This is a genomic window from Micromonospora sp. NPDC048930 (assembly GCF_043197935.1).
Classification (GTDB): Bacteria; Actinomycetota; Actinomycetes; order Mycobacteriales; family Micromonosporaceae; genus Micromonospora.
Genome location: NZ_JBICUB010000005.1, coordinates 58,376 through 84,695, shown reverse-complemented (window position 1 = coordinate 84,695; position 26,320 = coordinate 58,376). Strand labels below are relative to the sequence as shown.

19 protein-coding genes and 1 pseudogene are annotated in these 26,320 nt (G+C 74.4%); 9 read left to right on the top strand and 11 right to left on the bottom strand.

Annotated elements, in window-relative coordinates; genetic code table 11:
* A complete protein-coding gene (locus tag ACGFI9_RS15065) occupies nucleotides 1-1,956 on the top strand; it encodes a biotin carboxylase N-terminal domain-containing protein (protein ID WP_393178548.1) in 1,956 nt (651 codons plus the stop codon).
* Entirely contained in the window at nucleotides 1,953-3,143 is a 1,191-nt protein-coding gene (locus tag ACGFI9_RS15060; protein ID WP_393178547.1) for an acyl-CoA dehydrogenase family protein, read from the top strand. Before ACGFI9_RS15065 ends, ACGFI9_RS15060 begins: the two co-directional genes overlap by 4 nt.
* 50 nt (nucleotides 3,144-3,193) lie before the next feature.
* On the opposite strand, the gene ACGFI9_RS15055 is transcribed toward ACGFI9_RS15060, so the two are convergent.
* Nucleotides 3,194-6,961: a CHAT domain-containing protein gene (locus tag ACGFI9_RS15055; RefSeq protein WP_393178546.1), complete on the bottom strand. Its 3,768-nt coding sequence runs from the start codon at nucleotides 6,959-6,961 to the stop codon at nucleotides 3,194-3,196.
* A 151-nt stretch (nucleotides 6,962-7,112) separates the two neighbouring features.
* On the opposite strand from ACGFI9_RS15055, the gene ACGFI9_RS15050 reads away from it, so the two are divergent.
* Nucleotides 7,113-7,490 carry a hypothetical protein gene (locus ACGFI9_RS15050; RefSeq protein WP_393178545.1) on the top strand — a complete coding sequence of 126 codons (378 nt, stop codon included), beginning with the start codon at nucleotides 7,113-7,115 and terminating at the stop codon, nucleotides 7,488-7,490.
* On the top strand, nucleotides 7,487-8,428 hold the full coding sequence (locus ACGFI9_RS15045) for a hypothetical protein (RefSeq protein WP_393178544.1): 942 nt from the start codon (nucleotides 7,487-7,489) through the stop codon (nucleotides 8,426-8,428). The genes ACGFI9_RS15050 and ACGFI9_RS15045 overlap by 4 nt, the downstream gene beginning before the upstream one ends.
* Before the next feature lie 18 nt (nucleotides 8,429-8,446).
* On the opposite strand, the gene ACGFI9_RS15040 is transcribed toward ACGFI9_RS15045, so the two are convergent.
* Nucleotides 8,447-9,478, bottom strand: coding sequence for a tetratricopeptide repeat protein (locus ACGFI9_RS15040; protein ID WP_393178543.1), 1,032 nt, complete (start codon nucleotides 9,476-9,478; stop codon nucleotides 8,447-8,449).
* A 107-nt stretch (nucleotides 9,479-9,585) separates the two neighbouring features.
* Nucleotides 9,586-11,376: an alpha/beta hydrolase gene (locus tag ACGFI9_RS15035; RefSeq protein ID WP_393178542.1), complete on the bottom strand. Its 1,791-nt coding sequence runs from the start codon at nucleotides 11,374-11,376 to the stop codon at nucleotides 9,586-9,588.
* Nucleotides 11,377-11,613: 237 nt separating this feature from the next.
* Here ACGFI9_RS15035 and ACGFI9_RS15030 point away from each other — a divergent pair, with 237 nt between their 5' ends.
* A complete protein-coding gene (locus ACGFI9_RS15030) occupies nucleotides 11,614-11,994 on the top strand; it encodes a hypothetical protein (RefSeq protein ID WP_393178541.1) in 381 nt (126 codons plus the stop codon).
* Here ACGFI9_RS15030 and ACGFI9_RS15025 read toward each other — a convergent pair.
* From ACGFI9_RS15025 to ACGFI9_RS14995, 7 genes and pseudogenes are all read right to left on the bottom strand, one after another.
* The gene (locus ACGFI9_RS15025; protein WP_393178540.1) at nucleotides 11,981-13,501 is read right to left on the bottom strand and encodes a serine/threonine-protein kinase; all 1,521 of its coding nucleotides are present in this window, start codon (nucleotides 13,499-13,501) and stop codon (nucleotides 11,981-11,983) included. The genes ACGFI9_RS15030 and ACGFI9_RS15025 overlap by 14 nt on opposite strands.
* A gap of 30 nt (nucleotides 13,502-13,531) precedes the next feature.
* On the bottom strand, nucleotides 13,532-14,002 hold the full coding sequence (locus tag ACGFI9_RS15020) for a hypothetical protein (protein ID WP_393178539.1): 471 nt from the start codon (nucleotides 14,000-14,002) through the stop codon (nucleotides 13,532-13,534).
* A gap of 243 nt (nucleotides 14,003-14,245) precedes the next feature.
* Nucleotides 14,246-17,827: an adenylate/guanylate cyclase domain-containing protein gene (locus ACGFI9_RS15015; RefSeq protein WP_393178538.1), complete on the bottom strand. Its 3,582-nt coding sequence runs from the start codon at nucleotides 17,825-17,827 to the stop codon at nucleotides 14,246-14,248.
* Nucleotides 17,824-18,618, bottom strand: a complete 795-nt coding sequence (locus ACGFI9_RS15010) for an MBL fold metallo-hydrolase (protein ID WP_393178537.1) — start codon at nucleotides 18,616-18,618, stop codon at nucleotides 17,824-17,826. The genes ACGFI9_RS15015 and ACGFI9_RS15010 overlap by 4 nt, the downstream gene beginning before the upstream one ends.
* Before the next feature lie 121 nt (nucleotides 18,619-18,739).
* On the bottom strand, nucleotides 18,740-19,201 hold the full coding sequence (locus tag ACGFI9_RS15005) for a RidA family protein (RefSeq protein ID WP_393178536.1): 462 nt from the start codon (nucleotides 19,199-19,201) through the stop codon (nucleotides 18,740-18,742).
* A 4-nt stretch (nucleotides 19,202-19,205) separates the two neighbouring features.
* The gene (locus ACGFI9_RS15000; RefSeq protein WP_013289021.1) at nucleotides 19,206-19,361 is read right to left on the bottom strand and encodes a DUF4177 domain-containing protein; all 156 of its coding nucleotides are present in this window, start codon (nucleotides 19,359-19,361) and stop codon (nucleotides 19,206-19,208) included.
* Nucleotides 19,362-19,407: 46 nt separating this feature from the next.
* A pseudogene (locus ACGFI9_RS14995) lies at nucleotides 19,408-19,870 on the bottom strand (hypothetical protein).
* A gap of 352 nt (nucleotides 19,871-20,222) precedes the next feature.
* Here ACGFI9_RS14995 and ACGFI9_RS14990 point away from each other — a divergent pair.
* Genes ACGFI9_RS14990 through ACGFI9_RS14980 form a run of 3 tightly spaced genes read left to right on the top strand, consistent with a single transcriptional unit; the run spans nucleotide 20,223 to nucleotide 23,110 of the window.
* Nucleotides 20,223-20,900, top strand: coding sequence for a hypothetical protein (locus ACGFI9_RS14990; protein WP_393178535.1), 678 nt, complete (start codon nucleotides 20,223-20,225; stop codon nucleotides 20,898-20,900).
* A 26-nt stretch (nucleotides 20,901-20,926) separates the two neighbouring features.
* A complete protein-coding gene (locus tag ACGFI9_RS14985) occupies nucleotides 20,927-21,904 on the top strand; it encodes an ArsA-related P-loop ATPase (RefSeq protein ID WP_393178534.1) in 978 nt (325 codons plus the stop codon).
* Nucleotides 21,905-21,958: 54 nt separating this feature from the next.
* On the top strand, nucleotides 21,959-23,110 hold the full coding sequence (locus tag ACGFI9_RS14980; RefSeq protein ID WP_393178533.1) for an ArsA family ATPase: 1,152 nt from the start codon (nucleotides 21,959-21,961) through the stop codon (nucleotides 23,108-23,110).
* Between the two features lie 26 nt (nucleotides 23,111-23,136).
* Here the strand turns inward: ACGFI9_RS14980 and ACGFI9_RS14975 are convergent, their stop codons facing one another.
* Nucleotides 23,137-23,457 (bottom strand): WhiB family transcriptional regulator, encoded by a 321-nt coding sequence (locus tag ACGFI9_RS14975; RefSeq protein ID WP_046564004.1) that lies wholly within the window; start codon nucleotides 23,455-23,457, stop codon nucleotides 23,137-23,139.
* A gap of 401 nt (nucleotides 23,458-23,858) precedes the next feature.
* Here ACGFI9_RS14975 and ACGFI9_RS14970 point away from each other — a divergent pair, with 401 nt between their 5' ends.
* Nucleotides 23,859-26,291, top strand: coding sequence for a penicillin-binding protein (locus ACGFI9_RS14970; RefSeq protein ID WP_393178532.1), 2,433 nt, complete (start codon nucleotides 23,859-23,861; stop codon nucleotides 26,289-26,291).
* Nucleotides 26,292-26,320: the final 29 nt, after the last annotated feature.

The following is a 26,320-nucleotide window of genomic DNA, read 5'->3' as shown; positions in this document are numbered from 1 at the left end:
ATGATTCAGAGACTGCTCGTGGCCAACCGGGGCGAGATCGCCCGCCGGGTCTTCGCCACCTGCCGCGCGCTCGGCGTGGAGACGGTCGCGGTGCACTCCGACGCGGACGCCGCCGCGCCCTTCGTCGCCGAGGCCGACCAGGCCGTGCGGCTGCCCGGGAACACGCCGGCCGAGACGTACCTGCGGATCGACCTGATCCTGGCCGCGGCCCGCAAGGCGGGTGCCGACGCCGTGCACCCGGGGTACGGCTTCCTCGCCGAGAACGCCGAGTTCGCCGCGGCGGTCACCGACGCCGGGCTGACCTGGGTCGGCCCGCCGGCCAAGGCGATCGCGGCGATGGGCGACAAGATGGCGGCCAAGGCGCTGCTCGCCGACGCGGGCGTGCCGATGCTCCCGACCTGGACCGATGCCGACCAGGTGACGGACTTCCCGGTGCTGGTCAAGGCGGCCGCAGGCGGCGGCGGGCGCGGCATGCGCGTGGTCCGCGACGCCGCCGGGCTCGCCGAGGCCGTCGCCTCCGCGCGCCGCGAGGCCGCTGCGGCGTTCGGCGACGGCACGGTCTTCATCGAGCGGTACGTCGAGCGGGGCCGGCACGTCGAGGTGCAGATCTTCGGCGACAGCCACGGCACGGTGCTGGCCCTCGGCGAGCGGGACTGCTCGATCCAGCGCCGGCACCAGAAGATCGTCGAGGAGGCGCCGGCGGTCCTCGCCCCGGAGCTGCGGGAACGGCTGCACGCGGCGGCGGTGGCCGCCGGCCGGGCGGTGGACTACGTGGGCGCCGGAACGGTCGAGTTCCTGCTCGCGCCCGACGGGGCGTTCTTCTTCCTGGAGATGAACACCCGCCTCCAGGTGGAGCACCCGGTCACCGAGGCGGTCACGGGGCTGGACCTGGTCCGGCTGCAACTGCTGGTCGCCGAGGGCGAGCCGCTGCCGCTGGCGGCGACCCCGCCGTCCGACGGCCACGCGATCGAGGTACGCCTCTGCGCCGAGGACCCGGCCCAGGGCTTCCGCCCGGCGACCGGGACCCTGCACCGCTTCGCGATCCCCGGCGTGGCCGGCGCGTTCACCCCGCTTCGCGGGCTCCGGTTGGACTCCGGGGTCACCGACGGCTCGGTGGTGCGCGTCCACTACGACTCGATGCTGGCCAAGCTGGTCGCCTGGGCGCCCACCCGGGCGGAGGCGGCGCGGGCCCTGGCGGCCGCGCTGGCCCGCGCCGAGCTGCACGGCGTCGCCACCAACCGGGACCTGCTGGTCCGGGTGCTGCGCAGCCGCGAGTTCGGCGCGGTGGAGATCGACACCGGCTTCCTGGAGCGGCACGAGGAGGTCTTCGCCCCGCTGCCCCCGGCCGACCAGCTCCCCCTCGCCGCGCTGGCCGCCGCGCTGGCCTCGGCCGCCGCCCGGCGCGTCTCGGCACCGGTGCTGGCCGGGTTGCCGTCCGGTTGGCGGAATGTGCCGGCCCTCCCGCAGGCCGCCCGTTTCACCATGGCGGACGGCGAGATCGAGGTCCGGTACCGGCTGGACCGGACCGGGGCGCTCGCCGAGTGCTCGGTGCCGGGCGTCGCTCTGGTCGAGGCAGCCTTCGATCGGGTCGTGCTCGAGGTCGACGGGGTGCGGCGGGCGTTCCGCGTACACCGGGTGGGGTCGGCGGTCTTCGTGGACGGCCCGGACGGGGCGACGAGCCTCGTCGAGCTGCCGCGTTTCCCGCTGCCCACCGCGGAGCTGGCGGCCGGGTCGCTGCTCGCGCCGCTGCCCGGCGCGGTGACCCGGGTGCACGTCGAGGTCGGCCAGCGGGTCGCCGCCGGTGACCTGCTGCTGACCCTGGAAGCGATGAAGCTCGAACACCCCGTGCTCGCCCCGACCGACGGCGTGGTCGCCGACCTGCCCGTGCCGGCCGGCGGACAGGTCGACACCGGGACCGTGCTGGCCGTGGTGACCACCGAGGAGGACCCGCGATGAACTTCGACCTGACCCCCGAGCAGGACCAGCTCCGCGACGCCGTCCGGACGCTCGGCCGCAGGTACGGTCACTCCTATTTCGTAGCGAAAGCGAAATCGGGGGAACACACCACCGAGCTGTGGCACGAGGCCGGCCGGCTCGGCTACCTCGGCGTCAACATCCCCACCGAGTACGGCGGCGGGGGCGGCGGCATCACCGAGCTGGCCATTGTCTGCGAGGAACTGGCCGCGGCCGGCTGCCCGCTGCTGCTGCTCGTGGTCTCCCCCGCCATCGCGGCCACCGTGATCAACAAGCACGGCACCGAGGAGCAGCGCAAACGCCACCTGCCCGGGCTCGCCGACGGCTCGCAGAAGATCGTCTTCGCGATCACCGAGCCGGAGGCCGGCTCGAACTTCCACCGGCTCGGCACGGTGGCCCGCCGGGACGGCGACGACTGGCTGCTCTCCGGCCGCAAGTGCTACATCTCCGGCGTTGACGAGGCCGGGCACGTCCTGGTGGTGGCGCGTGTCGCCGTCGAAGACGGCCGGGCCGGCTCAGCGGACGCGTCTCCGCAGAAACTGAAGCCGGCGCTGTTCCTCGTGCCGACCGACGCCCCCGGGCTGGAGCGGTCCAAGCTGGACATGGAGATCCTCTCCCCGGAGAACCAGTTCCTGCTCTACCTGGACGACGTCCGGCTGCCCGCCGACGCGCTGGTCGGCGAGTCCCTGGACGCCGGGCTGCCGGCGCTCTTCTCCGGTCTCAACCCGGAGCGGATCACCGTCGCCGCGATGGGTGCCGGCACCGGCCGGTACGCCATCGAGCGGGCCAGCGGGTACACCGCCACCCGGAAGGTGTGGGGTGGGCGGAGCATCGGCTCCCACCAGGGGGTCGCCCACCCGCTGGCGCACGCCGCCGTACAGGTGGAGCTGGCCCGACTGATGATCCACAAGGCGGCCACCCTCTACGACTCCGGGCGGGACCTGGAGGCCGGCGTCGCCGGCAACATGGCCAAGTACGCGGCCGGCGAGGCCGCCGCGCTCGCCGTGGACACCGCCGTGCAGGCGCTCGGCGGGGCCGGCATGACCACCGAGTACGGGGTGGCCACCCTGCTCGGCGCGGTCCGGGCCGGCCGGATCGCCCCGGTCAGCCGCGAGATGATCCTCAACTTCGTCGCCCAGCACGTCCTCGGCCAGGACAAGTCGTACTGACTGCCGGCCCGTCCTGTCCCGGCGTGTCGCGGTCAGCCGCGGGTGCGCGCTCAGAGCGGACGGTTCAGCCCGACGTGGAGGTGGCCGGCCCACCGGGTCGGCGTCGCGGGGAACTCGTCGCGTACCGCCCGGACCGTCTCGGTCAGCACCCGAGCGGCGGCGGCGGTGTCCGGGGGCTGGCTGCCGCCGTTCGTCAGGCCGGCGTAGAACGCCTCGGCGATCCCGGCGCTGTCCGTGGTGCGCCACGTCGTGCCGACCACGCCACGGAAGCCCGCGAGCTGGAACGCGGCGGCCAGGTGCAGCGGCTCGTCGGTGAACGTCGGGTGCGTCTCGGCGGTGGCGCACGCGGAGAGGAACGCCAGTTCGGCCCGCTCCAGGTGGTAGGAGCCCACCATGTGCGGGCTGAGCGAACCGGCGTCGCCGAGCCGGAGGCCACCGGTCAGCATGGCGGTGAGGCCGGCGTTCGCCTCGCCGTGGCAGGCGAAGTGGGCGATCGGGTGAGCCCGCAGCGCGTCCTCGACCGCGGCCAGCGCCACCCCGGTGCCGGTGAGCACGGTCGAGCCCGGGATCAGCTTGGCGACCTGCTCGACCTCGGCGCGTACCTGGGACAGCGCGGGCAGGTTCCGCGCGGTGGGCACGCCGACGACGGCGGCCGTGGGGGTCGTCGGTGGGCGTGGTCGCTCCGCCGCGGCGTGCGCGAGGGCGGTGAGGGTCGGGGTGTAGGAGGACACGGCGCGGTCGAAGACCGTACGCCGGCGGACCGGCTCGCGGTGGTGACCGGCCGCGTGGAGCGGGAGGCGGGCGAGCGCGCCGACCGGTGACCACCAGATCCGGGGCGCCGGATCGCCGTCGGGTGCGAGCCGGTCCAGCACCGGCCCGGTGACGGCGTCCCACAGCCAGGCCAGGATGCCGTGCAGGTCCTCCTGGGCGGCGGCCCGCCGGTCGAACGGGACCGTCGGGTCGGTCGCGTCGGAGATCGCCGCGTACCACCGGACCACCTGCCGCTGGACGGCGGCCTCGGAGAGGTCGGGGAGCCGGACCGGCTGCACGGGCCGCCCCGGGTCCGGCGGCACGATCAGGGCGTCGCCCCGGTCCCCGGACACGTTGACGACGACGACCGGCAGTCCCGCGAGCCGGCGGCGCAGCAGCGGCAGCGACGGTGGCCGCAGGAAGTCGCCGAACTCGGGCAGCCGCCGGATCCGCTCGATCAACCGGTCCCGTTCGGCGGCCAACTCCCGGGTACGCGGCTCCCAGTAGGCCCGGGGGTCCCAGTCCCGGCTGCTGCTGCCCAGGAGTTCCCCGGACGCCGACCGGCGCTCGACCGTTATCTCGAACTTCTGGACGTGCGTGTAGGCGTCCGCCTCCGCCAGCTCCCGGTCGATCCGGCCGAGTTCCGCGGCCAACTGCGGGCTGGTGGCCCGCAGCTCCGCCCATCCGCCGCGTACCCCGAGGGCCTCGTGGAACAGCAGGCCCCGGCCGCGCTCCAGCAGCTCGACGGCCCGGTCGACGTCCCCCGCCCCGATCGCGGCCGCGGCGGCCTCGGCCGCCAACCCGCCCAGTCCGGCGAGGGCGCCGAGCCGGCGCCGGCCGGCCAACGACCGGCCGACGGAGGTCGGCATCCGCAGCACCGCCCGTTCCAGGGCGGCCAGCCGGGCGGCGGGGTCCGCCGCCTCGCGGGCCAGTTCGGCCTGGCGGCGTTCGGCCCTGATCCGGGTCTGCGGGTCCGCCCGGGGGGCGGCGGCGATCGCGGCGTAGGTGTCCATGGCCTCGGCCCGGGCCCGGTCGGCATCCGGCCCTCCCGATCTGGCCAGCTCGGCCGCCGCCCGGGCCAGCAGGCCGGCCCGGAGCGCCCACCAGTGGTGCCCGGCCGGGGTCTGCCCGAGCGCCTGTCTGGCCAGCGCCACCGCCTCGGCCAGCACGTCGAGGTCCCCGCCGAGCAGATGCCGCTGGTACATGGTCTCGGCGATCGAGCTGCGGATCCGCGGCTGGTCGGGGTGGTCCGGCGGCAGCAGGGCGAGCGCCTCCCGGTAGGTGCGCTCGGCCGCCAGCAGGGCGTCCTCGTCGTGCCGCGGGACCGCGCGCCGGGACAGGCTGCTCGCGTGGTTGAACAGGAACCCGACCCGGCGTGGGTCGCCGGCCGGGAGGGCCGCGAGGGCCCGCCGTCCGGTCTCCTCGGCCTCGTCGAGGAGCGCGTCGTCGGGGTCCAGCACCGCCCGGCGGGACAGCATGCCGGAGAGCGTCATCAGCCGCCCCGGGTACAGCTCGTCCTGTACGGGCGTGGCGCTCAACGCCTCCCGCTGGTGGCGCAGCGCCTCGTCCAGCAGGTAGCGATCGTCGGTCAGCCAGCCGGCGTCGGACAGCGCGCCGGCCAGGACCACGAGCTGGTACGGGCGCTCGTCCGGCTGCTCGCCGGCCAGTTCCAGCGCCGCGCGGGCGGCCGACACGGCGGTCTCGACCATGCGCTCGTCCCGCCCGTGCACCCCCACGTCGCCGGCGGCAGCCGCCAGCAGGTTCAGCGCCTTCCGCCGCAGCGGATGCGTCGCTTCGGTGGCGTCCAGGGCCAGCTGCGCCCAGGTCACCGCGCACACGGCGCCGGCCAGCTCGCCGCCGTACTCCCAGCGGTCGAGCTCGGCCCGCCCCAACGACAGCAGCGCCTGCGGGCGGGCCGGGTGGAAGCCGGGCACCGTGGCGAACAGCAGGAAGGATGACTCGTACCGGGCCGCCCGCACCTCGGGTGAGCCGTCCACCGTCACCCGGTCGGCCAGCTGCTCGTCCCGCCGCAGGAACCGGTCGATCACCTCCGGCTGCTGGGCCGCGGTGGCGATGGTGAGCACCGTGTCGGCGTCGATGTGCCGGGCCAGCAGGTTGGCGACCGTGTTGAGCCGCTCCAGGGCCGACGCGGTCGCGGACTCGTCCGAGGCGGCGGCGTGGACCGCGTCCCGCCAGGCGGCGGTCGCCTCGACCAGGACCGGGACGGGTGCCTGCCCCGGGACCTCGGCCAGCCGGCACAGCGCCGCGGCGAACCACGCCACCACCTGTGGGTCGGTGGGGTGCCGCCGCCAGCTCAGTTGTGCCGCCCGGCGGTACTCCCCGACGGCCAGTTCCAGGGCCTTCGGGCCGGCGCCCAGATCGAAATACCGCTCCAGCAGACGGCCACGGTGGACCAGGCGGTTGAGGCGGTGCGGGTCGCGCTCCGGGGTGGCCGCCAGGGCCTGCGTGATGCTGTCCAGCGCGTCGTCGTAGCCGAGGCCGTCCCCGCTCTCCTCGGCCAGGCTGACCAACGCGTCCGAGAGGTCGGTCAGCAGCGCGGCGCGGAGCAGGACGGCGCTCCCGTCGCGCTCCCGGGCCAGGTGCGGAAGCCACTCCCGGTAGAGCGTGACGAGCATCCGGAGGGCCTTGTCCGAACCAGCCAGGTGCCGCTGCCGTAGCCCGGCGATCCGGTCGGCCTGTGCCTGGCTCAGCAGCACGTCGGAGAGTTGCGGCGTGCGCGGCGGGTCGCTCCGCCGGCAGTCGTCCCGGAGCGGCTCGGGCACCAGTTCCGGGTCCCGGCCGTGGAGGTGCCGGAACAGGTCGACCGCCGCGCGGCGCTCCCGCAGACCGTCCAGCCCGGGCAGGTGGAGGTAGCGGTACCAGTGCAGCCGGGCGAGCGTCTCCGCCGCCCGCCGGCCCGTTCCCCGGGCACCGGCCGCGGTGGCGAGGATCTGCTCGTCGTACGAGAGGTCGGCGCCGAACAGGACGTCCGGGTCGCCCGTCCGTTCGTACTCGGCGGTCACCGCGGCGACCTGCTGGACGGCCATGCCGGTGGTCCGTCTCGACATCGCTTCCCGCTTCCGTCGCCGGCCTTTGTCCCGCTTCGATCCTGCCAATCCGGCAGCGCGGAGTGAAGGCGGGAGCACAGGGCAGTGTGGTCGGTCGCCCGGATCGCTACTGTGGCAGCGGAAGCGGCCGACCGAGGGACGGGGAGCGGCGTTGGAACTCGTGGCGGAGCGGGTGGGTCGGCTGTGCGGCCAGGCCGCGGGCGGGCAGCTACGCGAGTACGCCGAGCGGTACGGCGTCGCCGAGGTGCTGGACCGGATCGCCGCCGCGGTCGCCCAGGGGCGGCTGGACCGCCCGCTGGAGGAGGACCTCGACCTGCTCGACGCGGCGTTCGCGCGGCACGGCATCGACGGGCTCACCACCGGCGTACGCGGGTTCGAGCCGTGGCTGGGCGGCGGTGGGCACCCGACGGTCGCCGCCTGGGCCTGCCCCGGCCCGGACCCCTGTCCCAGAGCGGTGCCGGTGGACGGCGACCGTCCGGTGTGCCCACTCACCGGCACCCCGTTGCGGGAGACCCGGATTCCGTTGTGAACGTGTTCCTCGCCGAACTGGGCAAGCAGCTGGTGACCCGGTGGACCGTCGCGCTGATGCTGCCGGGGGCGCTGTTCGCCGGGGCGATCGTCCTGGCGCACGTGCTCGGTCAGCGCCACGCCGTGGACCTTCAGGCGCTGCCGGTCTGGCTGGACGGGGTGACCGCCGCCCCGGCCGCCGGACGGAGCGCCGCGCTGCTGATCACCGTGGCCGCGTTCCTGTTCGGTGCCGCGGCGGCCGGGCTCGCCGCGCAGTCGGTGGGCGTGTTCGTCGCCTGGACCTGGAGCCTGGCCGGATCCGGGCCGGTGCTCGGCCGGCTCGCCGAGCGGCGTCGGCGACGGTGGGAGCGGGCGGACGTCGAGGTGGCGGCGGCGGAGCGGGCATTCCTCGCGGATCCCGCCGATCCCGCGCGGCGCGACCGGGCCCGCCGGGCGATCGCCCGCCGGGCGTCGGTCTGCCTCGTCGAGCCGGAGCGGCCCACCTGGATCGGCGACCGGCTGCACGCGGCCGACGTACGGGTGCACCGGAGCTACGGGCTCGACCTCGCGGCCGTGTGGCCGCGGCTGTGGCTGGTCCTGCCCGACGAGGTGCGCGCCGAACTGACCGCCGTGCAGGACCGGTGCGCGGCGGCGGCCCGGTTGGCCGGCTGGGGCGTCCTGTACGTCGTGCTCGGGGCGTTCTGGTGGCCGGCGCTGGTCGTCGGCCTCGCGATCCTGCTCACCGCCCGGTACCGGTCCCGCCTCGGCGTCGCCGTCTACGCCGAGCTGGTCGAGTCCGCCGTGGACCTGTACGGCCGGGACCTGGCGGTCCAGTTGGGGCTGTCGTGTCCGGGCCGGCTCACCGGGGAGACCGGCGAGCAGGTCACCGCGATCGTCCGCAAGGACGGCGTGCTACCGCGCGCCCGACGGTCCGGGTCCGCCGACGCGCCCCGCCCGTGACGTCGGGACCGCCGGCCGTCACGGTTTCCAGGCCGGGTTGTGCAGGATGGCCAGGTTCTGCCGCGCGTTGACCGCCAGGGTGTGGTGGTGGTGGCTACCGGCGGCCAGCGCGTCGAGGACCTCCCAGTACAGGTCGATGGCCCGCCTCCGGTAACCGGCGAGCGCCAGGGTGGCGGCCAGGTTGTTGCGCCGGCCGATCGTCTCCAGGCTGTCCCGCCCCCGGTTCCGCTCGGTGTGCCGGATGTTCTGTTCGTGCAGCTCGATGGCCTGCGCGTACTGGCCGGCGTGCTGGTGGGCCACGGCCAGGTTGTTGCGGACGACGAGGGTGAGTTCGGCGTCGCTGCCGTGCCGGTGCTCGGCCGCCGCCAGGACCTCCCGCAGCACGTCAAGCCCGTCGTCGAGCTGCCCGGCCTCCAGGTACGTCTGGCCGAGCGCGTTGCGCACCTTCAGCGCGTCCTCGTCGAGCGGGCCGAACGCCTGTGCCGCCCCGGCGGCGAGGGCCTCGAGCAGGGCGACGGCCTCGCCGAAGCGCCCGGACAGGCGGTGGTTCTCGGCGACGCTCAGCCGGTACGCCAGCGTGCTCCGGTCGGGCACGGCCTCCCGGCCGAGACCGGCCGCGCGCCAGAGATCGAGGGACATCCTGACCACGTCGAGCGGGCCGCTCACCTGGCGCGGCGGCGGCGGTGGCATGGCCGGCAGGGGCACGGGCGGCCCGGCCGCGTCCGCCGCCCACGAGCCGAGCCGCGCCCGCAGTTCCGCGGCGGCGACGCCGTGCACGTGGAACTGACACACGCCGTCGTCCAGGTGCAGGTAGAGAGACGCACCGTCGCCGCCGACCCGCGACAGGCCGAACAGCACGAACGTGTCGAGGCCGGGCTGCCACACCTCCAGCCCGCGCAGAGCGGGCCAGGTGACGGTCAGGAACGGCCGGATCCGCCGACGGAGCAGGATGCCGGACCGGCTGACGACAGCGGTGAGCCCCGCCTTCTCGTCGGCCCTGACCGGATGTCCGCCGAGATAGGTCACCTGCGGTATCGAGAGTGACGACATTCCGTCATCCTTGCAGTCGGAGACGTATCTGAAAACGTGCCGGATTCACCACCGCACGGCCCGGGGTACGGCGGATGCCCGATCACCCGCCGTACCCCGGGGGTCCGTCAGCGGACGGTCAGCGTGCCGACCACCGGCAGCGGCGCGACCACCGGCGGGAGCCGCTTCGGCTCGCCCCGGCCCGGCCGGCCGGCACGGGCGAGCGCGCTCTTCGAGGCGGTCGCCCGGACGCCCTCGGGCGCTTCCACGAACGGCTGCTCGTCACCGGTGCAGACGGTGCCCCTGGCCGGCGGCGCCCCGGTCAGCAGGTACGCGTCGACCGCGCCGGTCACGCAGGCCGAGGTGCCGTACGCGGTGTGCCCCCAGCTGTCGCTGCTGAGCAGCCGGCTGTTCGGCAGCAGCGCCGCCGAGCCGACCGCGCCCTGGTAGTTGGTCGCCGGGTCCCAGTAGTTGCCGACCACCAGCACCGGGGCGGCGGTACGCCGGTCGAACGGCCCGGTCCAGGCGTCCTCGTCGCGCACCGTCCAGGTGTTGCGGGCGCAGGGCGCGGTGCCCCAGGCCCAGGCCCGGCCGAAGTACGGGGCCCGCCTGTCCTCCTGCGCGGCGAGCGCCGGCCAGGCGGCCGCGTCCCTCGGGTGGTACGCGTCGGTGCAGTCCACCGTGAGGAAGGTCTCCAGCCCGTTGTCGTACGGGAAGTCGTACCCGCGCTGCTGGCGGGCCTTGGCGGCGCGCTGCGCCACCGCGGTGCGGGCCTGGGCGCGGGCGGTGGTGGCGGCACCCGGGTCGGTCAGCACCAGCAGCTGGCCGGTGAGGTCCATGATGGACTGCCAGCCGGACGGGTCGTAGAGCGAGCCGAGGGTGGCCCCGACGAAGTCGGCGTAGCTGACCGTGAACCGCCCGAGGTCCGGATCGTCGATCACCACCGGCTTTCGGCGCAGCCGCTGGGCCACCGTCTCGTACGCGGCGACCGGGTCGCCGGAGGCCAGCGCACACTTCTCCGCACCGGCCCGGGCGCAGCGCACCAGGATCTCGTGCAGCGCCCGGTACGCGCCGTCGGCGCTGCGCAGCCGGGTCTCCTGGAGCTGGTCGCGGGCCTTGCCCTGACCGACCCAGGCGTTGGGGTTGAGCACGCCGTCGACCACGAGCGCCCGGAAGCGGTCCGGGAACATGTTGGCGTAGTACTGGCCCAGCGCGGTGCCGTAGCTGAAGCCCAGGTAGGTGAGCTTCTTGTCGCCGACCGCCCGGCGCAGCACGTCCATGTCGCGGGCCACCTCGGCGGTGGAGGCGGCGCCGGTCAGCGGCCTGCCCGTGGTCGAGCAGGCCCTGCCGACCGCCTTGGACGACGTGATGAACGCGTTCTCCTCGGCCTTCGTCCACGGGAAGGCGACGTTCAGCCCGGCGTACGCCCGGGTCTGGTCCTTCACCGAGGTGAAGCACTTGACGTTGTCGCTGGCCGCGACGCCGCGCGGGTCGACGCCGACGATGTCGAAGCGGTCGAGCAGGTCGGCGCCGAGGAAGTACGGCGCGGCGAGCGCGATGCCGGTGCCGGAGCCGCCCGGGCCGCCCGGGTTGAGGAAGAGGCTGCCGATCCGATGCTTCTGGTCGCGGGCCTTGACCCGCAGCACCGCCACCTCGGTGGTGGCGCCCTTCGGCTTGTCGTAGTCGAGCGGCAGTCGGACGGTGGCGCACTCGGCGTAGTCGTAGCAGGCGTACCAGTCGAGCTTCGGCGTCGGCACCCGGTCGACCCGGCGCGCCTCGGCCGGGCTGGTCACGTCCGAGATGGACGGACGGCCCCAGCCGTCGAGCGCCGGCGAGGCGGCGGCGGGTGCGACCGCCGATCCGGCGAGGACGATGCCGGCGATCCCTGTTGCGGTGAGGGACCGGATTGCACGTGGCATGTGGCTGCCTTCCGGTGGGGAAACGGGGTCTGTCGAGGGGACCTCGACCCCCGTCACTCTAGGGATGATCGGCCACCGGCCCCGCCCGTCAAACGCGGACCGAAGCGACAAATTGCCGATTGACGTAACGAAATTTTCTTGATCGACGCTTTTGTGACCTCCTCATCGGACGGTCGGCCGGGTCAGCCACCCGGATCGGCCGGTTGACAGCTGGACGACCCGGGAGATCCTGTACGGGTGAGCTGGTTCCCCAGGCCTGAGGCACGGGTGCGGGCCGTCCTCGCCTCGCTGGCGGCGGCGACGGTGCTGGTGGCGCTGCTGGTGTGGCGCCCGGCCGGCATCCTGTCGGTGGCCCTGGCCCTGCTCTGCGTGCTGCTCGGGATGATCGCCGGCGTGGCGGTCTCGGCCGCCCGGCAGGCCGATGGCGACACCACACCGGCGGCGTGGCCACCGCCCGACGGGTACGAGATGGACGCCGACACGCTGGAGTCGTTCGATCCGCAGGTGCTCCGGGATCCCCGGACGGCGGCGCACGAGGTCGACGCCGACACCTTGGACGCGCTCGACCCGCGGGAGGTCCAGGAGAGCCGGCGGGTGACCGGGCTCAGCGACCGGTGAGGGTCGGCACGGCGAGCGCGTCGACGCCCCGCCCGGCCAGGCAGCGGTAGGTGCGGTCCGCGGCGGCGGCCGGCGGGAGCACCTCCAGGTTCCAGCCGGCCGTCTGCCGGATGCCGCTGGCCAGGCGGAACGTGCTGACGTTGCAGACCCGCTGGACGGCCGGGTCGGCGACGACCGCCTCGTGGCCGGCCCCGGCCAGGGCCGCCGGCAGGTCACCCTCGGCGTAGGTCTCCCAGGTGTGCCGGCCGTCGCACGGCACCCGGGCCGCCTCCGCGCGGTCCCGGCGCAGCCGGACCGGGCCGAAACACTCCAGCTCGGGCGCGCACCGGGCCCCCGCCGGCAGGCGTACGCCCCCGGTCGCGCAGCCCGGCGCCACCGGGGCCCCGGTCGGATCGACCACCCCGCTGGCCACCGGCGTCGGCTGCACCACCGGCGGCGAACCACCGGCCAGCCACGCCCCCACACCGGCCGAGGCGGCCAGCGCCACCATCCCCGCCCCACCGAGGAACCAACGGCGCCGCCACCGCCGGGCGGACGCCGGGATGGTCGGGTGGTCGTCCTCCACCGGCGGGCGCGGACTCGGCTGCCCCGTCCGACCCAGGGTGTACGGCCCGCCGGTGGTCGGGCCACCGCCGCTGACCGGGGCGCCGGAGACCGGGGCGCCGCTGACCGGGGAGGCGCCGTCGAGCGGGAGGGTGGCGAGCATGTTGCGCAGCTCCACGGCGGACGGGCGCTCGTCCGGGTCGTTGGACATGCCGAGCCGGAGCACGTCGACCAGTTCCTCCGGCACCCCGGGCAGGCCGGGGATCGGCTGGTGGAACATCTCCAGCACGGTGACCAGGCTCGGGTTGCGCTCGGACTGCCAGCGCGGGGGCCGGCCGTGCATCACCGCGTAGAGCGTGGCGCAGAGCGCGTACACGTCGACGGCCGGCGAGGGCGGGCTGTGGCTGAACATCTCCGGCGGCGCGTACGCCGGGGTGAGCACCTCGAGGGTCACCGAGGCGTCCCGCACCTCGGCCAGCACCGCCAGCCCGAAGTCGGCCAGCACCGCCGGGTTGAAGTGCGAGTAGAGGATGTTGGCCGGCTTCACGTCCCGGTGCAGCACGCCGGCCGCGTGCGAGTGGGCGAGCGCGTCGGCGATCTTCACGCCCAGGTCGCGGGCCTCCACCGGACCCAGCGGGGAGGTCCGCATGCGCTCCGCGTACGACCCGTCGCAGAGCTCCATGATCAGGTAGGGGTGCTGGTCGACGGTGACCCCGACGTCGAAGAGGTCGACCACGTGCGGGTGCGAGGACATCTTCCCCGCCGCCCGCGCCTCGCGCAGGAACCGGGCCTGGTCGCGCTCGCTGTCCAGGGTGCGGTTCTCCACCTTGACCGCGACCTCACGCCCCACCGAGATCTGGGTGGCCCGGTAGACGGTGGCGTAGCCGCCCCGGGCGAAGACCTCCAGGTCGGTCAGACCGGGCACGATGGGCAGCCGGAGGGCGCCGGGCGGGGTCTCGGTCACGGCTCGAAAATACCCAACGGTCCGCGTCGCTCAGGACACCGCGTCGCCCGCCGGCACCGTCGCGGACCCGACGGCCTCGTCCCCGGCCGTCCGGGCGGGGCCCGCGCGGCGGGCGTCCCACCACAGGCCGACGGCCGTGGCGACCGCACCCAGCCCCTCCCACGCGGCGACGGAGAAGAACCGGCCCGGGGCCACGCCGGAGAGCACCGTGATGCTGAAGACGGTGAACGTGACCAGGCGGAACCAGACGGTGAATCGGTAGAACACCCGCCACTCGGTGGCGGCGGCGAGCAGGTAGTAGACCCCCATGTTGAAGGAGGCCATCGAGGACGCGGTGAGGAACGTGCCGGTGTAGTCACCGGCGGTCCGCTCGGCCGGCACCTGGAACCCGAGCATGCGCAGCTGTGCCTCCGGCCAGATCAGCCCGAGCGCGCCCAGCAGCACCGCCAGGGCCCCGAAGATCGCGATCGTCCAGCCGGCGCCGGAGCGCGGCAGCCTCATCCGTCCTCCCCACCCGCGACCGCCGCCGTGGGCGGTCTCCCTCTCAACCCCCACACGCTAGCCGCCACCCCCGACGCGCACATCCCCTGAAACCGCCGAACCTGTGCGCGGCCGCCCCCGTTCCCACCGCCCCGTGAGCGCAGATTCACCGAAAGAGTGGCTTACGGGCCAGGAAAGGCCCCGCTTTCCGTGAATCTGCGCGAGCGGGGGGCGCGGGGGGCGCGGAGGGTGCGGGGGGGCGGGTCAGGCGGCGGCGAGGCGGGCGCGGAGGGCGTCGGCGGCGGCCCGCTCGCTGCGCTGCTCGGTGGAGTACGCCAGCCGGACCGCCTCCTCGGCACGAGCCAGCGCCTCGGCCCGACGGCCGCAGGCGTCCAGCGTCTCGGCCAGCACGCAGGCCGCGATGACCTGGCTCCGGACGTCCTCGGCCGGGGCGGCCACCGCCCGCTGCGCCCAGTCCAGGGCCTGTTCCCGCTGGCCACGGGCGAGCAGGGCCGAGGCGTACCGGGCCATGGTCTGGCGGCGGGAGAAGAGCAGCGACGGGGTGTTGGCGGCGGCGGTGGCGACCGGGGCGAGCAGTCCCACCGCGGTGGCCGAGTCGCCGGCGGCGAGCCGGGCCATGGCGAGCAGCACCCGGGGGGCCACCTGGGCGGGGGCCTGCGGGTTGTGCGGTTCCACGGTGGTCAGCACCGCCCGGGCGTCCCGCTCGGCGGACTCGTGGTCGCCCATGTCCAGCGCCACGAAGCCGCGCAACGTGCCGGCCATCCCGGTGAGCAGCGGATGCGTGGTCTGGTCGGCGTATCCCAGGGCGTCGGTGAGCAGGTCGGCGGCGTGCTCCGGCTCGCCCAGCCCGCGCGCCACCACCCCGCGGACGACCAGGGCGAAGCCCTGCCCCCAGTCATCGCCGACCTCGGCGAACTCCCGGTACGCGCGGCGCGCGCCCCGGTCCGCCTCGGCCAGCTCGCCCAGCTCGGCGGTGGCGTACGCCTCGACCGCGCGGAGCGTGCCGACCGCCCACGCCTCGCCGACCCGCTCCCCGAACGGCAGGAAGACCTGCGCCAAGCGGCACGCCTCCCGGAGCCGGCCGGCGAGCAGCCGGGCGAACGCGGTGGTGCCGCGCAGCCAGGCCCGCCCGTACGGGTCCTTCAGCTCGGCGAAGAGCCGGGCGGCCCGGCCGAGCACCGCGTCGGTGCCGGCGAAGTCGCCCCGGGTGGTGGTCACCCAGGCCAGGTTCTGCAGCGACCAGGCCTGCCCGCGCGGGTCCTTCGCGGAGAGGCTGACCTGGTAGGACGCGGCGAGCCGGCTGCTCGCCTGGCCCAGCCGGCCGGCGATGAAGTCGGCCATGCCGAGCCGGCGCATCGCCGAGGCGCGCATCGTCGGCAGCTCGGCCGCGGTGGCCACCTGCAACGCCTCCTGCCAGCAGCGCTCCGCCCGCTCGGCGTCGCCGAGGGTCTGGTGCGCCTGCCCGGCCAGCAGCAGGGAGCTGGCCCGGATGGCCGCCGCGTCCCCGGCGTTGGCGGCGATCTTCTCGGCGAAGGCGAGCGCGTCGTTCGGGCGGCCGATCTGGAGCAGCGCCCGGGCGTGCACCACCCGGTCGGCCAGCGGCAGCCCGTCGCGGGCCAGCTCGGCGGCGCGTTCGGCGTACTCGACGGCCAGGGCCGGCTCGCCGGAGCGCAGCGCGCGCCGGGCGGCCCGGCCGAGTGCGGCGACGCCGAGCGGGGCCACCGCGCGGGCCGGCGCGTCCGGGCGGAGCTTCACCGCGTCGGCGAGCGCGGTGGCCCGCTCGACGTGCTCGGCGACGAATTCGTCCCGGGCCGCCTCGCTGAACCCGCCGGGCGGGGCGGCGGTGGCGTCGATGCCCTCCGGGGCGGCCCAGCGGGCCAGCGCGGCGTGCCGCTCGGCCAGTTCGGCCTTGCTCACCCCGGCGTACGCGGCCTCCCGCATCAGCGGGGTGGCGAAGGCGTAGCCGGTGCGGATGCGGTGCAGCATGCGGCGTTGGAGCAGCTCCTCCACGGCCCGGTCCAGCTCGACCGCCGCCACCGCCGACGGCCGGCCGGCCAGCCCGACGCGCTGCTCGCGGAGCGCCTCCAGGGCGCCGGTGGGCACGGTGTCGCCGACCACCGCGGCGTCCCGCAGCACCGAGCGGGCGTCCGGCGGCAGCGCGTCGATACGCGCGGCGAGCACGGCGGCCAGGTCGCGGGAGAGCAGCCGGCTGCCCAGCGAGCCGGGGGCCAGCCGCCAGCCGACGTTCCCGCCCCGGCCGGGCCCGGCGGTCAGCGCCCCGCGCTCCATCAGCAGGGTGACCAGCTCGGCCAGGTAGAACGGGTTGCCCTGCGCGGTGGCGAGCAACCGGTCCGCGTCGGCCTGCGGCAGCTTGCCGCCGCCCAGGTAGCTGGTGAGCAGCCGGGAGGCGTCCGCGCCGCGCAGCGGCGGCAGCGCGTGCACCTCGGCATCCGCGACCCGGGTCAGCGCCCCGGCGGTACGCACCAGCTCGGGCCGGCCGAGCAGCAGCACCAGCACCGGGCCGCTGAGCCGGTTGAGCGTGAGCCCGAGCGCGTTGACGGTCTCGGCGGTGGCGTCGTGCAGGTCGTCCACGACGATGGCCAGCGGCGCCTCCACGGCGAGCGCGCTGAGCAGGTCGGCGACCGCGTTCGGCACGGCCTCGGCGTCCGGGGGCGGGGCGGCGGCGCTCCACTCGCTGTTCTCGGCGGCGGCGGGGAGTTCCGCGTACCCGAGCAGGGCCAGGAGCTGGTCGACGGCGATCGGGGGCGGGTCGCCGGGGAGCCGGGCGAGCCGCTGGCCGAGCCGGCGCAGCCGCTCCTCGACGGCCGGCCGGGTCAGTGCCGTGGCCGGGTCGTTGGGCAGGCCGACCGCCGCCCGGACCAGGTCGGCGAGGGGCGCGAGCCGGCGCCGCTCGCCGAACGCGGCGCAGCGCACGGAGAGCACCCGGGCGCCGGTGTGCGCGGCGTACCGGCCGGCGCCCACGTCGTAGCCGGCGGCGAGGCGTTCCACCTCGGCGGCGAACCGGGACTTGCCGATCCCGGCCTCCGCGGTCATCAGGAGCACCCGGGGCTCCCCCCGGTCGATCACCTCGGCGAGCCGGCCGGCCACCCGGCCGATCTCGGTCTCCCGGCCCACGAAGGGCGCCTCGTCGCCGAGACCGGACCGGGTGCCCGGCGCGTCCAGGAGGCCCAGCAGCTCGTACGCCTCGACCGGCTCGCGCTTGCCCTTCAGCCGCAGCGGGCGCAGCGCCCGCCAGGAGGCGACGTGCCGGGTGGCGGCGGCGGTACGCCCGCCGGCGTAGACCGCGCCGACGGCGGCGGCGTCGGCGAGCCGGGCGGCGGTGTTCACCGTGTCGCCGATGACGGTGTACTCGATCGCAGCCTGGATGCCGGCGATGACGTCACCCGTGTTCAGGCCGACCCGCAGGCCGAGCGGCGCACCGCCGCCCCGCTCGTCGTCGAGCACCCGGCGGACCGCCCGCTGCATGGACAGCGCCGCCCGGACCGCCCGCTCGGCGTCGTCCTCGTGCGCCACCGGCGCCCCGAAGACCGCCATGATGCCGTCGCCGGTCAGCTTGTCCACGTGCCCGCCGAAGGTCTTCACCGCACCGGCGAGGGCGGCCAGCACCCGGTCGGTGACCGCGCCGACCCGCTCCGGGTCGAGGTCCTCCGACCAGGAGGTGAAGTCGGAGAGGTCGCCGAAGAGCACGGTGACCACCCGCCGTTCGGCGGTGGGCAGGGTGGCCGCAGCCGGCAGCGCCGCCCCGCAGTTGTGGCAGAACTTCGCCCCGGGGACGGCGAGCGTGCCGCAGACCGGGCAGGTCACGGCTGCTCCACTCCCAGGTATTCGAGCTGCGCGCGGACCGACCACTCGGCCGCCCACCAGAGGGAGCGGTCGACGTCGGCGTAGACCTTGGCGACCACCTCGGGCGCGGTGGTCGCGCCCTCGGCGACCGCCGCCCGTACCTGGTCCAGGCGGGCCCGCCGGTGGGCCAGGTAGAACTCGGCCGCCGCGCCGCAGTCGGCCAGCGCCGGGCCGTGCCCCGGCAGCGCCGGGATCCCCCGGTACGTGGAGAGCAGCTCCAGGCTCGACAGGTAGTCCCCGAGGTGCCCGTCCGGGTGGGCCACCACGGTGGTGCCCCGGCCCAGGATGGTGTCGCCGGTGAGCACGACCCGCTCGTCGCCGTGCTCGACCAGGAAGCAGACCGAGTCGGCGGTGTGCCCGGGGGTGGGCAGGAGTCGGATGGCCAGGCCGGCGTCCAGCGCGGCGTCCGGCGTCAACGGCGCACCGCCGATGGTGTGCGCCGGGTCGGCGGCGAGCACGTGCGCGCCGCCGAGCAGCTCACTCAGCCGCGCGGCGCCCTCGGTGTGGTCGGGGTGCCCGTGGGTGATCAACACGAAACCGACCGGCCCGTGTGCCGCGATCGCGGCCAGGTGCTCCTCGTCCGCCGGTCCCGGGTCGACGACCACCCCGTACTCCTCGCCGGGGGCGCGCAGCACCCAGGTGTTGGTGCCGTCGAGCGTCATCGGCCCCGGGTTCGGCGCACGCAGCAGCGTCACCCACGCCGGCAGCTCGTCCGCGAGGGCACCCGCCGCCCCGGTCACATGCCCGCCCATGGCAGCGATCGTACGACCCCGCCCGCCACTCCCCGCGATCTTGCAGGTTCCGCCTGTGATTTGTGGTCGTTCACGGCTTTCGCCGTGGCGGCACCGGCAAGATCGCGGGGCCGGCGGCAGGTCAGGCGACCTCGACGATGACCTCGACCTCGACGGGCGCGTCGAGGGGCAGCTCGGCGACCCCTACCGCGCTGCGGGCGTGCCGGCCGGCCTCGCCGAAGACGGCGCCGAACAGGTCGGAGGCGCCGTTGATCACGCCCGGCTGCCCGGTGAAGCCCGGGGCGCTGGCCACGAAGCCGGTCAGCTTCACGACCTTGACCACGTTCTCCAGGCCGACCAGCGAGTCGATCGCGGCGAGGGCGTTCAGGGCGCACCGCTGCGCCAGGTCCTTCGCCTGGTCGGCGGAGACGCCGTTGCCGACCTTGCCGGTGGCGAGCAGCTTGCCCTCGGCCATCGGGAGCTGGCCGGAGACGTAGACGTGCTGCCCGGACTGGACGGCCGGCACGTAGCTGGCCACCGGCGGCACCACCTCGGGCAGGCTCAGGCCCAGCTCGGCGAGCTTCGCGTGCGGTCCGTTGCTCATGCCCTCAGCCCTTCGGACGCTTCAGGTAGGCGACGAGCTGCTCCGGGTTCGGGCCGGGCACCACGGAGACCAGTTCCCAGCCGTCCTCGCCCCAGTTGTCGAGGATCTGCTTGGTCGCGTGGACCAGCAGCGGAACCGTGGCGTATTCCCACTTCTGCATCAGGTAGAGGCTCCCTTGCCTGGCATGGACTTCGGTCAGGCACAGCCTACGGTCCGGCGGAACTACGGGGACGCGGGACGCTGCTCCGGGGTCGCGGCCGGCTCGCCGCAGGGCCCCTCGTGGTCGTACCGCTGGGGGCACCGGGTGCGGTCGGGCAGCAGCAGGTCGCAGAAGACGCGGTGCCGGTTGTTCTGGTCGTCCGCGGTGGAGACCGTGGTCTCGCCGGCGTCCAGCTCGCTGAGGAAGCCGAGCGAGGTGGCCACGGTGCCGGCCAGCGCGGTCGCCGCCGCCAGGTCGGGGACGCGGACCGGCAGGTGGATGACGTATCCGGGCTCCTCGTCGTCGCGAGCGCGGTCGCCGGGGCGGGCCAGCGTGCGGAGCACCTCGACCGGCGGGCGGTACGACCGCTCGTTGAACGGCCCCGGGCCGGGCCCGTCGGACTCACCGGGTCGCCCCGCCCGGTCACCGGACGAGAACTGGGCTCGAGGAACGTTCTCCGTGTCGCGCATGCACTGCCTCCGGGCGTCGTACCTGGTCAAAGTCACCACCATCCGGCTCGGACCCACTGCCCCGTCCGGCCCCCGCGTCGCGACGAACGTAGGACCTGCCGGGAGTCCCGGCAACGGGACGCGCAGGCCCGATTACGTCCAGTCACATATGCGACACATCCCTAGTCCGTAAGGCGACGGCGGCTTCACGTTCGGGGTGGCGCGCCGCGACACCCGGCCCGGTACGCGGGGCTGGCAAGCCGCCCATCGACCGCTACCCTTCCGGTCTGGACGGGCGACCCGCTCGCCCGCCGTGCTCGATCACGCGTCCGTCGCCCGGGGCGGCGAGGACGCCGTACCCCGGGGGAACGAGATGACCCAACCGCCCATCGGCGGCACCGCCGCGCCCGGTGGCCCGTCGCCCGAGCAGCCGCCGGTCGGCGCCACGCCGACGCCCGGGGCTTTCCCGCCACCGGCACCTGGGGCCTTCCCGCCACCGGCCTCCGGGGCCTTCCCGCCAGCACCCGGGGCCTTCCCGCCGCCGGCATCCGGGGCGTTCCCGCCGCCGGCGGGCGGCTACCCGCCGTACCAGGGCCCGGCGGCCCCGAAGAAGCGGCGCGGGCTGCTGATCGCCACGATCGTGCTGGCCGCGGCGGTCCTGCTCTGCGGCGGCGGTGGCACGGCCGCGTTCCTCACCCTGCGCAACGCGGAGGACGGCCAGGGCGCCAAGGAGCCGGCGGTCGCGGTGGAGGGCTTCCTCACGGCCGTCTACAAGGACCGGGACGCCCGGAAGGCGGCCACCTTCGTCTGCTCCGCCTCCCGCGACGACAAGAAGATCGCCGCCAAGGTCGCCGAGGTGCGGAAGTACGCCACGCAGTACCAGAACCCGCGGTTCCGCTGGACCAGCCCGAAGGTGGACAACCAGACCGGTGATCGGGCGACCGTGACCACCCGGGTCACCATGACCACCTCCGACGAGAAGGTGGCCGACCAGGACCTGCGCTTCACCGTGGTGCGGAAGACGGGTTGGTGGGTCTGCGAGGTGGCCTGACCCCGCCGGCTGGATAGGCTCGACGGGTGGCAGCAGCTGAGCAGCCGGCCGACCCGGCCGGCACCGGGTGGCCGGCCCGCCTCCACGTGGTGACCGGCAAGGGCGGCACGGGCAAGACCAGTGTGGCCGCGGCGCTGGCCCTCGGGCTGGCCGCCGGCGGCCGGCGCACCCTGCTGGTCGAGGTCGAGGGGCGACAGGGCATCGCCCAGCTCTTCGGCACCGACCCGCTGCCGTACGAGGAGCGGCACCTGGCCGACGCCCCGGGTGGCGGCGAGGTGCGGGCCCTGGCGGTGGACGCCGAGGAGGCGCTCCTCGAGTACCTGGACATGTTCTACAAGCTCGGCGCGGCCGGCCGGGCGCTGCGCAAGTTCGGGGCCATCGACTTCGCCACCACCATCGCCCCGGGCCTGCGGGACGTGCTGCTCACCGGCAAGGTCAAGGAGGCCACCACCCGCACCAGCGGCCAGCGCCGGACGTACGACGCGGTGGTGCTGGACGCCCCGCCGACCGGGCGGATCGGCCGGTTCCTCAACGTGACGGCGGAGACCGCCCGGCTGGCCAAGGTCGGCCCGATCAAGACCCAGAGCGAGGGGGTCGCCGCGCTGCTCCGCTCGCCGATGACGGCCGTGCACGTGGTGACCCTGCTGGAGGAGATGCCGGTCCAGGAGACGGTCGACGCCATCGAGGAGCTGACGCAGCTCGGTTTCCCGGTCGGCCGGGTGATCGTCAACGCGACCCGCTCCGCGGTGCCGGCCGGCCGCCCGGTGACCGCGGCCGAGCTGAAGCGGGGGCTGGCCGCGGCCGGGCTGCCGACCGACGGCCGGACCGTCGCCGGGCTCGTCGAGGAGGCCCGCGACCAGCGGGTACGCCGGGAGCTGGAGGACTCCCTCCGGGGCGATCTGGTGGAGCTGGGCCTGCCCCTGACCGAGCTGCCGTTGCTCCCCGACGGGGTGGACCGGGCCGGGCTGGAGGCGTTGGCCGAAGCGCTCGTCCGGGCGGATTGACTCACACCTGCGGCCGGCACGGAGCAGAGACACCCCCCAGACCGATACGCTCGATTGGTGCCTTCCGAAGACGCGGCGCCTCCGCTGGACGTCGACCAGATCCTCGCCGACCCCGGCGTGCGCATCGTGGTCTGCTGCGGGGCCGGCGGCGTGGGCAAGACGACCACCGCGGCCGCGTTGGCGCTGCGGGCGGCCGAACGGCACGGCCGGCGGACGGTGGTGCTCACCATCGACCCGGCTCGCCGGCTGGCCCAGTCGCTCGGCCTGACCGAGCTGGACAACACGCCGCGCCAGGTCAAGGGCATCGACATCGAGGCCAGCGGCGGCGAGCTGCACGCCATGATGCTGGACATGAAGCGCACCTTCGACGACGTGGTGCTCCAGCACACCGATCCGGCGAAGGCGGCGGAGATCTTCGCCAACCCCTTCTACCAGGCCATGAGCTCGACCTTCGCCGGCACCCAGGAATACATGGCGATGGAGAAGCTGGGCCAGCTGCACGCCCGGGGTGAGTGGGACCTGATCGTGGTGGACACCCCGCCGTCCCGCTCGGCGCTGGACTTCCTCGACGCCCCGGCCCGGCTCTCCCGCTTCCTCGACGGCCGGATGCTGCGGCTGCTGCTCGCGCCGGCGCGCAGCGGGGGCCGGAGCATGTTCAGCCTGGTCACCGCCAGCTTCGGGATGTTCTCCAAGGTGGTGCAGAAGGTGATCGGCGCCCAGCTGCTCACCGACCTCTCCGGCTTCGTCGCCGCGCTGGACTCGATGTTCGGCGGCTTCCGGCAGCGGGCCGAGCAGACGTACCGCATCCTGCAGGCCCGGGAGACGGCGTTCCTCCTGGTCGCGGCGCCGGAGCCGGACGCGGTCCGGGAGGCGGCCTACTTCGCCGGCCGGCTGCGGGCCGAGCGGATGCCGCTGGCCGGCCTGGTGCTCAACCGGGTGCACCGGCCGGCGGTGCCGCAGCTGAGCGCCGCCGACAGCCTGGCCGCCGCCGAGCGGCTGGCCGCCGAGGGTGGGCACGACGGCGCCGTCGAGGTGCTGCGGGCCCACGCCGCGCTGGCCCAGCAGGCGGTACGCGAGCAGCGGGTGGCGGCCCGGTTCACCGAGGCGTTCCCGGCGGTGCCGGCGGTGTCGGTGACGGCGCAGCCCGCCGACGTGCACGACGTCGACGGGCTGCGGACGATCGGCGAGGCGATCAGCCGGCCCTGAGGCGCGCTGACCGACCGGCGCGACGGTCAGTTGGCGGTGGTCACCAGGACCTTGTCCTTGCCGGCCTTCTCCTTGGCGTTCTTCTTCATGGCGGCCTCGAACATCTTCCGCCAGCTGGTCACCTGCGGGTGCCGGCGCAGCAACGCCCGGCGTTCGCGTTCGGTCATGCCACCCCACACACCGAACTCGATCCGGTTGTCGAGCGCGTCGGCCAGGCACTCGTACCGAACTGGGCAGCTCCGGCAGATCCTCTTCGCCACGTTCTGTTCTGCGCCCTGTACGAACAACGCGTCCGGGTCCCCGTTCTGACATGCCGCCAGTGACGGCCAGTCAGTGATCATGCCCATCTGTACACGTCCCCCCTTGCAGTACCTACCGACTCCGCGCGACCAGCCGTCGAATCAACCCCCCGGTCATCCGGCCGGCCTCCCCAGGGCGGCACGGATGACATGTGGCTCTGTCGCCGCCACCATCATGCTGTGTAGTCGGCCGATTACGCAACGTTGTCGGCTAAATCCATCATTCCGGACACTCCCGGCTTCCCGGGCTTTCGCCCGCCGTCTACCCCGCCGGAGTACGTGAAAACGCTGCGGGGCTCCTCCGTTCGGGGGAGACTTTCGCCAGGTTCACGCAACCACGCACCAGGGCTCGTGCGTTTAGCACAACGAGGCCGGCGCGCGCGGGAAATGGGGAAAGTTCCCCGCGCGCCCCTCGTTCCCTACTCGCGTACCCTGTCGAGGTGACCTGGATGCGGAAACGTGACCACAATGTGCTGACCAACGCCGCATCGCTACTTGTCTGTGGCCTGTTGGCCGGTGTGGTGGTCGCGGCGGCGGCCTTCCCCGCGGTGGCGATGTCCGGACTTGCGGCGAAGGCGGGGGCGGAGACGTTCGGCGCCCTCCCCAAGGAGCTGACGGTGGCCCGCGCGCCGCAGATCAGCTACCTGCTCGCCGCCGACGGCAAGACGCCGCTCGCCACGATGTACGACGAGAACCGCCGCGACGTGAAGCTCAAGGACATCTCGCCGTACATGCAGAAGGCCATCATCGCGGCCGAGGACCACGACTTCTACAAGCACAACGGCGTGGACCTCAACGGCGTCGCCCGGGCGTTCGTCAACAACCAGTCGGGGGCGAACTCCCGGCAGGGCGCGTCGACGCTCACCATGCAGTACGTCCGGCTGGCCATCTCGTACTCGGCGACCCACCCGGCCGACGTGGTCGCGGCGACCGAGGACACCAGCGCCCGCAAGCTGCGCGAGATGCGCTACGCGCTCCAGATCGACAAGGAGCTCTCCAAGGACGAGATCCTGGAGCGCTACCTGAACATCGCCGCCTTCGGCAACGGCGCGTACGGCATCTACGCGGCCAGCCAGGTCTACTTCGGCAAGCCGCCGAGCAAGCTCGACATCCAGGAGTCGGCGATGCTGGCCGGCATGGTGAAGGCGCCGACCGCGTTCGACCCCACCACCAAGCCCGGCTACCCGCAGGCCGTCGACCGGCGCGACTACGTCATCCAGAACATGGTGCAGATCGGCGCCATCACGCAGGAGCAGGCCGACCAGGCCAAGAAGATCAAGCTGGTGGTGAAGGACAAGCGCACCCCGAACGGCTGCGTCGCCACCAACACCCAGAGCTGGGGCTTCTTCTGCGACTACTTCTACCGGTGGTGGCTCCAGCAGGAGACCTTCGGCTCGACCTCGTACGACCGGGAGCGCCGGCTGAAGAGCGGCGGCTACACCATCACCACCAGCCTGGACGTGCAGGCGCAGAAGGCCGCCGACCGGGCGGTCCGCAACCATCTGAGCGTGAGCGCCACGGCCGCCCGGATGGTCGCGGTGGTCGAGCCGGGCACCGGCCGGGTCCGGGCGGTCGCGGTGAACCGGAACTTCAAGATCGATGACCCGAAGCACCCGCAGAACAAGCTCTCCAGCGACCCGAAGAAGGCCAAGAAGGGCATCCGGGGCAACCGCCCGAACACGGTGAACCCGCTGATCACGGGCGGCCCCGGCATCACCGGCTACCAGGCCGGTTCGACCTTCAAGATGTTCACGATGGTGGCGGCCCTGGAGAAGGGCTATCCGCTCAGCTACACCATCAACGCTCCGGAGCAGTTCAAGTCGGAGTACATCATCGACTCCAGCAACCCGGCCGCCTGCAAGGGCACGCACTTCTACTGCCCGGTCAACGCCAACAAGTCGATGGCCGGCGTACACAACATGTGGAGCGCGTTCGGCTTCTCGGTCAACACCTACTGGGTCGCGCTGCAGCAGCGGGTCGGCGCGGAGAACGTGGTGAAGGCGGCGCAGAAGCTGGGCATCACCTTCCGCGCGCCGAGCGACGCCCGGTTCGCCGAGAACAAGGACGCCGCGCACCAGTGGGGCGCGTTCACCCTCGGTGTCTCGCAGACCACGCCGCTGGAGCTGGCCAACGCGTACGCCACCCTGGCGGCGGACGGGAAGTACTGCGAGCCGATCCCGGTGCAGGAGATCCGCGGCCCGGACGGCGAGAAGCTCGACATCGCCAACCCGCACTGCGAGCAGCGGATCAGCACCCAGGTGGCCCGGGCCGCGGTGGACGCCGCCCGCTGCCCGGTGGGTGACAACTCCCCGACCAGCAAGTGCAAGTCCCGCACTGCGGGCAACGTGAAGGGGATCGTCAACGCTCCGGTGGCCGGCAAGTCCGGCACCACCGACTCGGACAAGACCTCGGCCCTGGTCGCCATGACCAAGCAGTACGCGGTGGCCGGCATCGAGGCCGACCCGGACTGGCCGCAGACCACCCAGCGGATGAAGCACAACGAGGTGCCCTGGGGCATCAACCCGGCGGTCTACGAGACGCTCCGCGACGCCATGAAGGGCAAGGAGCGGATCGACTTCACCCCGCCGAGCGGGAAGATCCTCGAAGGTGACCAGCGCTCCATCCCGGGCGTGAAGTGCGAGTCGATCGACACCGCCAAGTCGCGGCTGCGCGGGGCCGGCTTCGAGCCGGTGGTGGCCAGCAGCCCGATCCCGTCCGAGTGCCCGGTGGGCACCGCCGCCGGCACCAGCCCGGACGGGCGCACCATCAAGGGCGGCGTGGTGACCATCGAGGTCAGCGCCGGCGGCGGTCAGCCGAACGGTGGCAACACCACCACGTCACCCCCGCCGGGCAACGGTCCCGGGCGACCACCACGTCGCTGACCGGCAGAACGACAGCGGGCGGGCACCCA